Origin of the sequence: Corynebacterium sp. HMSC05D08 (assembly GCF_001807215.1) — a bacterium.
GTDB lineage: Bacteria > Actinomycetota > Actinomycetes > Mycobacteriales > Mycobacteriaceae > Corynebacterium > Corynebacterium striatum.
This window is the reverse complement of the sequence record NZ_KV788292.1, coordinates 1-11347: the sequence shown is the minus strand read 5'-3', so window position 1 is coordinate 11347 and position 11347 is coordinate 1. Positions and strand designations below refer to the sequence as shown.

Genomic DNA, 11347 nt, shown 5'->3' with positions numbered 1-11347 from the left:
AACCCAAATTGGGGTAACCGAAAGTCAATTTCATTAAGTTTTCCCAGCGACCACTATCGGGAGCGAGTTTCTGCTACCGGTAATGGTTGTCATTTTCTATAGTGAAGACCTCACATCAGAACTGAAGAAAGGTCTCCACACTGTGGCTCGTAACCGCACTCGCTATCTAGCTCTTCTCACTACCCTCTCGCTTCTCACACCTGGAGTGGCACTCGCTGGTCCTGACGACGGAAAAGCAATCGCAACCCAAAGTCACGTTGATTCCCCAAAGACATTTTGGGAAGGCGACAACTTTGTCCTAAAGTCTGAGCACAACTCAACCACCACGCCACTGCCAGATACCGTCGCGTGGATCGGAAAAGGCTGGGGCCGCGATGGTGGAAACCAGTACCAATTCACTCTTCCTGCAGATAACTCGTTCGACTTCATCGGAAAACCCGGCGAAACCTACTACGCGGCTCCTTTCAATCCTACTGGCTCCCACGATCCGATTTGGCTCGGCTTCGGCGCCGATGCAGGCTTGCCTGTGAAAAACTTCCGCGACGAGTACGCGTCCCTAGACATCGTATCTGTCGATGGTCCGGGCGACTTCGAGCTCTTCAACTACCACAACTCACCAGCCGACCTTCGCCGGATGCTCGGCACAACACCGAACTCTGCGCATTCTGCTGAGCTCACCGCTGGTACGCACACGCACAACTACACAATGTTCACGAAGCCTGGGCGTTACGAGGTCACCTACCGCACCACAGCGCGCAAGAAGGACGGCACGCTCATTGCTTCGGAGCCTACCACCACTTCCCTACAGGTAGGAGGCATGAAGCCTGCCGATAGCCCGACTCCTTCCTTGCAGGAGCGCTACGACGCTGCGGCTGACGGCGATGCCTCTGCGGCAGGCTACAAGCTCAGCATTGCTCCGAAATCCAATCCTGAAAAGGACGGCGACAAGAACCTGTCCACCATTAGCTTCAATGCAGAGAACAAGGCTTCGGGCACGTTAACGCTGCTTATCGACGGCTATTTCCTCACCGATCTGCCCGTAAGCGATGGCGTGGCGCAGTGGGATGAGTTCCTCGGCCCACTGGGCTCTGAGATTCAGGCGGTCTTTACCCCTGAGGGCGACGCACCACGCTGGATCTCCGAAACGCTCGCCTACGCGCCGCAGAGTCAAGTATCGACGGATTCCGCCAAGTCCGCTGACAAGTGGAACGAATCGCACAAGCCGCGCAATCTCGCGCCAATGGAAGAAACCGTTCCGTCGACACCTGAATTCCATACGCGAATCGAGCGTGTCAACGATTCTGTATCCAAGCTGGTGGTCGATACCGAGGACAAGAACTTCTCCGGCTTTATCAACGGCGGTCTTTACGAACGCGGTTCTAACTTCGCCACCTTGGATTTTGACGCTGCGATCAACAATGGGCACGCCGAGTTCCTCTTTGAAGACGAGGGATACTACGACGAGGCTAAAGTGAAGGTCACCGTCACGCCTCATCCAACTATTATGGCGGGATCCGGCTCAGTCGTCTTGACAGACAAGTACGAGTCCGGCAAGACCTACAAAGCCGACGGAAAGCTCGACGTAGCCGAGGCACCATCCGATGAAAATCCAACCAATCCGACGACCTCGTCAGTGCCCAAAGAGACCTCTGTACCGGCAACGGAAGGAAAGAACCCCGAGGGCACCGAGGGCACAGTGTGCTCTGCGAAACTCTCCCTGGACCACGGTCACGTCGACATCATGGGTGTTCGCGAGGGCGATGCGTTTGAGACCAAGCTCAAGGATGAGACAAACATCGGTGCTTCAGGGCTGACCTACCGCAAGCTTGACGACGTCGTCTTTGCGGTACACAACAATGCAATGATCCCCCGCCCTGAGAACCATAGCGACCCAAGCTTCGATTTCATGGGCCCGGTCGGTGAAAAGACTTTCTTGCTTCCGCAGACTCAAAAACGCGATGTTATCTGGCCTGGCTATAACACCGAGACACTCAATTACAAGGACTACAAGGACGGCGTCGTTCAGCTGAACATCAAGCCGGTTTCCATGCCTGAAGGGGCGTCGTTCGGTATGTGGCTCACCGATTTCGGTGGCCCAGGCGAGATTCTCGTGGACTCCACTAAGGACGACTTCACGATCGACACCACGTTTCCAACGCACACCCATACTAACTGGGCTTTCTCCAAGCCAGGTACCTATGTGTTCGAGGTGACCTACACCGCTGAGACGACAGACGGTAAGAAGCTTGCTTCCCAGCCACAGCATCTCACCATGGCAATGGGTGACAAAGCTATTGCTGACTGTGCCGCGGATAAGCCAGAGCCAAAGCCTGCACCAAGCTCCACGTCTAAGGCCCCTGCTCCTAAACCAGCACCGTCTTCGACGTCGGCTGCACCTAAACCAAAGCCAACGCCAACGCCACAGCCGGACAAGGAGGGTTCCTCCTTTAATCCGTTGTCGCTCGTGCTTCCAGTGGTCCTGGCAACTATTTTCCAGGCGTTCTTCAATTTCTACCGCGATCACCGCGCCGAAATTGACCGGTGGATGCGTGGTCTTACCGGACGCTAATCCGAGGACTCCCCTCGCCTCCCCAACTCACCCAAACTCATTCAGGACCCATTTTCATGAACTCACTCGTACGCCTGTTGGAAACGCCTGTCATCCATACCCGCCAGCTGTGGCGGAGGTTTAGCCTGCTCTTGGCATGTCTGCTAGCGGTGTGCATCGCACCGTGGCCTATGGCGCATGCACAGGAAGTATTCGATTCCGGGCACGTCGACGCGTTCTTCGTGTCTGCGCCCGATGGTCAGCTTTCTTTGTCTATGAAAGAAGACATCACGGGCGCTGCCGTGGAGCGACCAGGCAATGACGTGATTTTGAAAGTCAATGAGAACGCGTGGTCCGACGTCACTGAGAGCATCGACGGAATCGGCGAATCCACCTACTACCTGCCCCAGACGCAGCGACAAGACATCCTTTGGCCCGGGTGGGACACCCAGCCCGCCCAAAAGGCCGGCTACACCGACGTTGATCTCAAGTTCCGTGAAGTCAGCGGACCAGGTTCCGTCTATGTTTTCGAAACCGCTGGCTTTGGCGAGCTCAACGCCGTGACCAACTCCGGCTCACTGGAGTTGACCAGCGGCGATGTCATCAATCAGCCATACCCAGCGCACCGTCACGTCAACTGGGCGTTTAGCCAACCAGGAATCTATACCATGACGGTGCAGGCAGCCTCCAACGGCGACACCAGTAACACCGTCACCTACACCTGGGACGTGGGCGATGGACAGGCAGCGTCCTCGGATGAAGAAGCGTCCGAGGACGGGGACTACTCCGGTTCGGAGGAATCCTCCGACTCCGCTGCCTCCGGAGTATCCCGCAGCGGTGGCTCGTCCGCCGCGGGCCTTGCCGGTGCTGGAAGCGGCGCAGCTGCAGGTTCGCGCAACGGCTCCTCCCGAGGATCGTCCAACGGAACCACGGGTGACGGACGAAAAGCCAAGGCTGATCAGAAGAAATCCCGCAACAAGCACCACTCCAAAAAAGCCGCGGCCCACGCTGGGGAAGGTGATCCGGATACCGACGTCGAGTTGCAATCAGTAGCAGGTGCTTACGGGGAGCCCAGGAGCTACTTGCCTTGGGGCATCGCAATCCTCGGCGGTGGAATGTTGGTACTTGGCTTGGGCGTTGCTCGTCTCGCATTGGCTAAGGCGCGCGACTAATGCAATACCCAATCCCTAGCCTTGGGATGCGCAGATGCATGGTGCTGGGGGCGTCGTTAAGCGCACTCGCTCTCAGCGCCTGTACCAGTGCAGGCCAAGCGGAACTACATCCGGGCGCGACGACCAGCCCCGCGGCCTTGAACGTAGTAGCCACTACGCCAATCCTCGCCGACGTTGTTCGCAACGTCGCAGGACCTGACGTCAACGTCACCACGCTCATTCCTGCAGGCAAAGACCCGCACACCTTTGAGCCCTCCCTGCGTACCATCCGCGACGCAGCGAACGCCGACGTCACCTTCGCCAACGGTTATCTCCTCGAACCCCAAGCGCTGATGGACACCCTCCGCGAGACGTCGTCGGCTCCCGTCGTTGAAGTCTCCGATCAAGCCTCAACCCGTGGTGCAAAGCTGGTCCCACTCGTAGAAAATGTCGCCCTCGACGCCATCTGGCTGGGCCTGCGCATCCAGGATGCCCCAGCAAACTCTCACGCCGTTGAGCTGAGCATGGTTTCTGCAGAGGGGCCCGGGGATGTGTCCGCATACGTGGTCACTACCTTTGGCACCCCAGAAGTTCTTTTCAACAGCGCTGATGGTATCTCCGCCCGCGAGGACACCGCGCAGCTGCCGGCCAACGCTCATACCCACGTCTCCTGGGGCTTTTCCAAGCCGGGCATCTACCGCCTTGGGTTCCGCGCGAACTCCAGGGAGGGCGATACCGAGCCGACCGAAAGCACCGAGGTCACCGTGGCTGTGGGCGTTAACCCACCTGACGGGATGCAGGCACTTAGTGAAGGCCACGTGGACATCACCGCGAACATGGCGGGCAGCACCATTGACCTCCAAGACAACGGAAAGCATTTCGATCCAGCGACTACTGCCCTGGCACTTCCCTCTTCAACGCTGCAGGAGATTCCCCCGAACCCAAGCTATCGTTTCCTCGGCCGGCCGGGTTCGGAAACCTATCTTCTTCCCCAGGCGGTCTTGGGCAAGCACATCCACGGCGAGGTGGACCCGCACCTGTGGCACGACGTGGACAACGTCATTGCCGAGGCCGAGGTGATCGCGGACCAACTTGCCCTGGTCGATCCCACCCATGGCGCAGACTATCGCAAGCGAGCGCAATCCTATTCAGACTCGTTACGTCAGACCGATGAATACGTCGCCGCGCAGTTAAACGCCATTCCGCCAAGCCGCCGGCACCTGGTCACGCCGCACCACGGCTACGCCTACCTCGAACAGGGCTACGGAATGCAGGTGGCTGGTTTCGTGACACCAAACCCGGCAATCGAACCCTCACCCCGCGACGTCATCGCGCTGCGCCGCACGCTGGAAAACCTCCAGCTGCCCGCAGTCTTTGTCGAGCCCACTCAGCAATCAAGCACCGCCACGCTCACTGAAGCCGCGGCTCAACTAGGGGTGGCAGTCTGTCCCATTTATGGCGACACCCTCGACGAACGCGTCCCCACCTACATCGACTTCATGCGTTTCAACGCTGATTCGCTTCGCCGATGTCTGGCCTAACCCAATTCACGCCCCCTCGCTCGCACACACCGATACACACCACAGAAGGAAACACTCATGCATAGATTTTTACTGTCACCCGATACTCCACATGGTTCCCTCCTCGCCCGTCTCCCCGTGGTCTTCCTAGGGTTGGCCACCGCCTTGACAGTGCTGGTGACCTCGGTGGTTCCGGTTCCGAGTGCGTGGGCAGGCGATCTGGCCCAGGTGGTCTCGGGGGACGAGGAAATCGCGCAGCCTGGCACCGAAGCTGTCATCGACCATGGCCACGTCGATGTGGGCGCGCAATTTATCGACGGTAAAGCGCAGTTCTTGGCGCGTGACGATTCCGCCGCCACCCCAGTGTGGCGAGACTTGAACGATGTTGTGTTCAAGGTCGGCGATGACGCACAGCTGGCGCTGCCTGACGACGCCCAGTTCGACTTCGTTGGCGGCACCCCTGGCGAAAATGTTTGGGTTGTTCCGCAGACAGAGCAGGCCGGGGTGCCGTGGGTAGGTTGGAATACTCAGTCGCCCTCGCTTGTCGACGCCGTCGATCGTGGCGTCACCTTGGAGTTCCTCGGGCATTCCGGCCCCGGTGAGTTCTCCTTGTTCCTGCAAAACGGCGGCTTTGAGGCACCCCAAGTCCTCTGGTCCACTGCTAAGCAACAGCAGGAAGGCTTTTGGGTCGATCTCAACACCCACACCCATGCGAACTGGACCTTTACCGAACCCGGTGTGCATCAAGTAGGAGTCCGCTTCTCCGGCAAAACCAAGGACGGTAGTGACTTCAGCACAGACGGCGTCCTCACCTTTGCGGTGGGCAATGACACCGACGTGGCGGAGGCCCAAAACACCGAGTGGGATCCGGCCGCGGTAGATGAGAAAGCCGATTCTGGATTGGCGTGGTGGATATGGGCCCTCGTGGGGCTAGGCGCCCTGGTCCTCGTAGGTTCCGTGGCGATGCTCGTCGCCTCTTCACGCAGGGAAGGCAAATAATGGAAACCTCTAAGGTGATTAGCGCGGAGCGCGTATGTGTCACGCTCAGCGGTCGAAACGTAATCGAAAATGCTTCTCTGCGGGTTGACCGCGGCGAGTTCATCGGCCTCTTGGGCCCTAATGGTGCTGGCAAGACAACATTTATGCGCTCGATCCTGGGCCTCATTCCGTATCAAGGCAACATAGACCGCTCAGCTTCCGTGGGCTATGTTCCGCAGCGCCACGACGTGGAGTGGGACTTCCCTATAAACGTCTATCGCGCCGTCTTGGGCGGACGCACTGGACTTATCGGTTGGTGCCGACGCCCCAAGCGCGTGGATCATGAGGCCGCTCGCCGGGCGTTGGAGTTGACCAACCTCGAGGAATTGTCGCGTCGACCCATTGCACAGCTTTCCGGTGGGCAGCGCCAACGAGTACTTATCGCCAGAGCCCTTGCCACTGAACCGGAGGTCCTGCTGCTCGACGAGCCTTTCACCGGGCTGGATGCACCCAACACGGAGGAGTTGCTTTTCCTTTTTGACCGGCTGTGTCACCAGGGGACGAGCATCGTCATGTCCACCCACAACCTCGCTGAAGCCGCCCACTCCTGCCATCGCCTAGTCCTGTTCAACCGGGGTGTGGTGGCAGATGGGCCAGCAGAGCTCGTGCTTGGCGACGCCGCCTCGTGGGTCGCTACGTTCGGTGTTCAGGCAGACTCTCCCTTGCTGTCCGCGATTGGAGTCGCCGCATGATTGAAGTGACATTAATTGACTTCTTTAGGGACCTGGCGAATCCGCACTTGGACTTTCTCGCGCGTGCGGTCGGGATTTCCATATTGGCTGCCATTGTCTGCGGTGTGGTGGGTTGCTACGTGGTGCTACGCGGAATGGCCTTCATAGGTGACGCCGTCTCCCACGCCGTGTTCCCGGGGCTGGCGGTCGCCTTCGCCTTGCAGGGTTCTGTGCTTTTGGGCGGCGCCGTCGCAGGGACTGTCGTGGCGCTGCTCATTGCGGGCTTCTCACAGCGTCGTAACCTACGGGAAGACTCAGTCATCGGAATCTTCTTTGCCGCATCTTTCGCGCTCGGTATGGTCATCATCTCGCGTGTTGAGGGCTACACGGCTTCCTTAACCAGTTTCCTCTTCGGAACACTGACGGGCGTGTCCCGCATTGATTTGTACACCGCTGCGGCAGTAACCGTCTGCGTGGTCGGCGTCATCGTGTTGCTCGGACCGCAGCTGACAGCCGCGTGCCTAGACAAAGAGACCGCCCGCGCGATGGGACTTCCAGTCTTCGCTCTGGACTTAGTTCTCTACCTGTGCGTTACCGCCGCGGTTGTCATCTCAGTGGGGACCATCGGCAACATCTTGGTGCTGGCCCTTCTCATCACGCCGGCTGCGACAGCCCGGCTGCTTACCAACTCGCTTGGCGCCATGATGTGCGCCTCTAGTCTCATCGGCGCCGCAGCGAGCTTCGCCGGTATCTACCTCGCATGGGCCATCGACCTGCCCGCGGGCGCGACCATCGTCCTAGTACTAACGGCCTTGTTCCTTCTGGCCTGGCTTGTCTCCCCGTTACTCCAACGCAGGCCGTCACGCCAGCCAAGAATGAATTCAACTAAGGACGCAGCCTCTCCAGGTTCTTCAACCCCATCCATTTCCGCCCCTGTAGCTAGCGAAACCCAGAACCAAACCGATAAGGAGCATTCAGCATGAACTTCCTAAAACGACCACTCCGTTCCAAGCTTTCTCATACTCGTCTCCCGCGCACAGCGCTTGCCTTGGGCGCAGCCGCTCTGCTGGGCACCGCAGCTCCCGTTCTCATGCCGACGTATGCCAACACCGCCGTGGCTCATGCCGAAGAATCATGCAGCCTTGCTAACGCTTACCAAATTACGAAGGGTCACCAGGATCTAGCGGTACGCGACGACAATGGCCCTTTGCGCTTTACCGTCGACGATGACAGCAGTGGTAGCCACGTGGAGCGCGAAGAGGGCGAGTTCGTCGTTATAGTAGACGACGCAATGACGCGCTCCCTCGACGATCTCGGGTTCCCAGGTATCTCTGGCAATGCGTGGCTCTTGCCGCAAAACCAGGAATACTCCCGCCCCTGGTTCGGTTTCTCGCTTCTCCACTTGTCCACGATGACGGACTCCGATACAGCACAGCTGACAATGGAGCTCAACAGCGCGCCGGCCGGTGGGCGTATCGTTGCATGGAAAGACGAGCTTACCGGTCACCAGCTGCTGCTCGACAGCGACGACCCAGGCATGGCGTGGGACTATTACCGTTCACACACTCACGTCAATCTTGGCTTTACCGAGCCTGGCGCATACGCGGTCACGTTTACTTTCACCATGTCCGATGGCTCCGAGCACTCCATGAAGGTGCCTTTCCTGGTGGGTAGCAATACCTCGGACTCGGAACTGTGCAATCTGGGCTTTGACGCTGGGGGGTCCACTGCTAAGCCAAAAAACAGGGCCCAGCAGTTGGCCAAGGACATAAATGATACTGGCAAAGCCATCGCCGGCCTCGACAAAACCCTAGCTGGAACGCTCAAGGAAGCAGAGAAGCTAGTAGGCAGCCCTAGTTCCGCAAAGCCCACTGCAACCAAGAACGCTAAGAAAGACAAGACAGGTTCCACGACGGCGAAGAAGACCTCGAAAGAGCCGACAAAGGACTCGTCCGACGGACAAAAATCTGGTGGCTCAGCTCAACGCGGTCAGACTGCACCCGCTATGCGTTCAGGCGGGACCACGAGCGACCACAGCCCAAAGAACTCCGGCTCAGGCAATTCCGGGAAAGGCACGGCCCAGAAAACAGCGGACAAACAGAGCGATAAGAAGACACAAGACGCCAAGGGCCATGGCCTTAGAAATCCAGCTAAAAGCCATAGTCTTGCCGCAGGTGACGAGCAAGGATATGTGGAAACAGATGCGCAAGAGATGAGCTACGAGATGCCTTTGTTTAACTTTTGGGCAGGATTCCTCGCAGGAATGGGGGTATTTGCTTTGTTCCTCGGCACCGGCCTTTTCGTGTGGGTGCAGTTCTTCCGAAACCGCAACCGACAAACCGATGTACCCGCCCAGCAGTTCCCGAGTAACACGCTGAGCTAGGAACTAATGCCTAGTGGCTGGGCTCCTCACCGGTCCTAGCCACGGTGCTACTTACGCTTGTCGGACAGGAAGTTCCATACCTCGTTGGAGGTGTCCGGCTCATGCCACCAGGTATGGTCGCCCTTGACCTTAAGAAGCTCGACAGTCTTCAGGCAGTTGTTAAAGCGGAGTCGCTCAGCCATAGGACCGTTCTGCTCGGCTTGGAAGGTCATGTCACATCGGTTGCGATTAAGGTAACCACCGACCACATCGCGAACGGGAAGATACCCGGCCTCATGGTGAGTTCCGCCTTCATACTGCATCATGTGGTCATTGACCACCATGCATGATGAGGGTGTGCATGGGCGCATCAACACAGTTGACCTCTACCGGGTTGTAGAAAGCACCGGAAACAGTGGCAATAGCTGCAAATGTTTCCTGTGCGTGGCAGCCCAATACCGAGGTAAAGCCACCACCATTGGACATACCCATTGCGTATACGCGCGAGTGGTCTACGCGGTAATCAGCATCGACCGCGTCCAAGATCCGCTGGATGAAACGGATGTCCTCGCCATCGCGGGTCTTGGCATAGGGAGCCGCTTCCCAAGCACGCTCAAAGCCTTCTGGATAGACAATGATTGCCTCGTTAGCAGCGCCAGTACTACCCATTCGGGATTGGCTGAACTGGGCCGCTCACGACGAGGGCAGCAGCTCCTACAGCCATCGCCGAGCGAGCTACCTTCTTCGACCAATTTCCCAGGTTTAACACCGACAACTCCTTAATCAGGGCAAAATTTACCCTTGTCACACTAGTCACATTCTTCACGCAGGCATCTTTGAACGCGCGGAATTCTGTGAATTTTCAGCAAAGAAGTAAGCTAGATATTCATGCATGCGAACAGACCTTCCACGGCCCCCGACTTTTTGCTCTCCCGCGCCACAGGATCTGTCCGCACCCAAGGAGCGAAAAAGACCTTCACTGACACTGATGCCGCAATTAACGCCCTTCGAACTGGCAACGTAGAAATGATTGTCGGCGCCCTTCCCTTCAACCCTGACGAAGCTGTTGCCCTAACCGAACCCGCATCCATCATTCGCGAAGACGGACCGCTGGAACCACACGCGTACTACCGCCAGGGCACCCTCAATGCGCGCGTTACCGGTTTCGACCCAGAGCCCGAGGAACACCTGCGTCGAGTAGATGCTGCAATCGCCACGATTCAATCCTCAAAGCTTGACAAGGTAGTTTTGGCTCGTGGGGTAGACATCGAATTTGCCGCACCGGTCGACCCCCGATTCGTCGCAGCACGTCTTATCGATCTCTCCGCCAACCGTGACGGCTTCATCGCGGATCTCTCTCCAGCAGGACGTCCCGGCGCAATGTTGGTCGGCTCTTCCCCTGAGATTCTGGTCAAGAAGCAGGGTTCTACCGTAACCGCTTTCCCACTAGCAGGCTCAGCCCCACGCCAAGCAGACCGCGCCCGCGACCACATCGCCGGACAGGACCTACTACACTCCACAAAAGATCTCCACGAGCACATGTTCGTCGTTGACCATCTACGCCGCGTGCTCACTCCGCTCTGCGATACCCTGAGTGCGCCAACCACCCCGGAGCTCATCAGCACCAATGAAATGTGGCACCTAGGCACGCCAATCGCAGGCACTCTTAAGGACCCAAAGCTCACCGCACTCGAGCTCGCCCTCCTGGTGCACCCCACACCAGCGATTTGCGGCACTCCAACTGAGGCTGCTCAAGCGCTCATTGAAACTGCGGAATCCGACCGCGGCTTCTATGCCGGCGCCGTTGGCTGGTGCGATTCCTCTGGCGACGGCGAGTACATGGTCGCCATTCGCTGCGCCGAAGTCGCAGGCGACGGCCTCTCCGCGCGAGCTTGGGCCGGTGGCGGAATAGTTGAATCCTCTAACTCTCAAGAAGAGCTCGCCGAGACGAGCGCAAAGCTACGCACCATCCTCAAGGCTTTGGGCCTCTAACTTTCGGAACGTCGAACCCCTAGCCCTTTAGCGGCTCTTCCGGTTTTAGGGTGCATTGATTAGTT

10 protein-coding genes are annotated in these 11347 nt (G+C 58.2%); 8 read left to right on the top strand and 2 right to left on the bottom strand.

All coding sequences use genetic code 11. The annotated features are described in order from the left end of the window. Positions 1-142: 142 nt before the first annotated feature. From HMPREF3148_RS00820 to HMPREF3148_RS00790, 7 genes are read left to right on the top strand one after another with little or no spacing between them, the layout of a single operon-like run. Positions 143-2569, top strand: a complete 2427-nt coding sequence (locus HMPREF3148_RS00820; RefSeq protein ID WP_049151727.1) for a choice-of-anchor M domain-containing protein — start codon at positions 143-145, stop codon at positions 2567-2569. A gap of 56 nt (positions 2570-2625) precedes the next feature. After that, entirely contained in the window at positions 2626-3720 is a 1095-nt protein-coding gene (locus tag HMPREF3148_RS00815) for a choice-of-anchor M domain-containing protein (protein ID WP_053085000.1), read from the top strand. A 26-nt stretch (positions 3721-3746) separates the two neighbouring features. Next, positions 3747-5240: an anchored repeat ABC transporter, substrate-binding protein gene (locus HMPREF3148_RS00810; protein WP_049145948.1), complete on the top strand. Its 1494-nt coding sequence runs from the start codon at positions 3747-3749 to the stop codon at positions 5238-5240. Positions 5241-5297: 57 nt separating this feature from the next. Next, positions 5298-6218, top strand: coding sequence for a choice-of-anchor M domain-containing protein (locus HMPREF3148_RS00805; RefSeq protein ID WP_236081468.1), 921 nt, complete (start codon positions 5298-5300; stop codon positions 6216-6218). Beyond that, complete coding sequence (locus HMPREF3148_RS00800) at positions 6218-6949, top strand: anchored repeat-type ABC transporter ATP-binding subunit (protein ID WP_049145901.1); 732 nt, start codon at positions 6218-6220, stop codon at positions 6947-6949. The genes HMPREF3148_RS00805 and HMPREF3148_RS00800 overlap by 1 nt, the downstream gene beginning before the upstream one ends. Beyond that, a complete protein-coding gene (locus HMPREF3148_RS00795) occupies positions 6946-7911 on the top strand; it encodes an anchored repeat-type ABC transporter permease subunit (RefSeq protein WP_049151716.1) in 966 nt (321 codons plus the stop codon). Before HMPREF3148_RS00800 ends, HMPREF3148_RS00795 begins: the two co-directional genes overlap by 4 nt. Beyond that, positions 7908-9311 (top strand): choice-of-anchor M domain-containing protein, encoded by a 1404-nt coding sequence (locus tag HMPREF3148_RS00790; protein WP_049145905.1) that lies wholly within the window; start codon positions 7908-7910, stop codon positions 9309-9311. The genes HMPREF3148_RS00795 and HMPREF3148_RS00790 overlap by 4 nt, the downstream gene beginning before the upstream one ends. Positions 9312-9358: 47 nt before the next feature. On the opposite strand, the gene HMPREF3148_RS13925 is transcribed toward HMPREF3148_RS00790, so the two are convergent. Together HMPREF3148_RS13925 and HMPREF3148_RS13920 are read right to left on the bottom strand one after the other, a co-directional pair. Beyond that, on the bottom strand, positions 9359-9634 hold the full coding sequence (locus HMPREF3148_RS13925) for a hypothetical protein (RefSeq protein ID WP_236081467.1): 276 nt from the start codon (positions 9632-9634) through the stop codon (positions 9359-9361). Beyond that, on the bottom strand, positions 9621-9959 hold the full coding sequence (locus HMPREF3148_RS13920; protein ID WP_236081466.1) for a CE1 family esterase: 339 nt from the start codon (positions 9957-9959) through the stop codon (positions 9621-9623). Before HMPREF3148_RS13920 ends, HMPREF3148_RS13925 begins: the two co-directional genes overlap by 14 nt. A 219-nt stretch (positions 9960-10178) precedes the next feature. On the opposite strand from HMPREF3148_RS13920, the gene HMPREF3148_RS00780 reads away from it, so the two are divergent. Next, on the top strand, positions 10179-11282 hold the full coding sequence (locus HMPREF3148_RS00780; protein ID WP_049145907.1) for an isochorismate synthase: 1104 nt from the start codon (positions 10179-10181) through the stop codon (positions 11280-11282). The last annotated feature ends 65 nt before the right edge of the window (positions 11283-11347 follow it).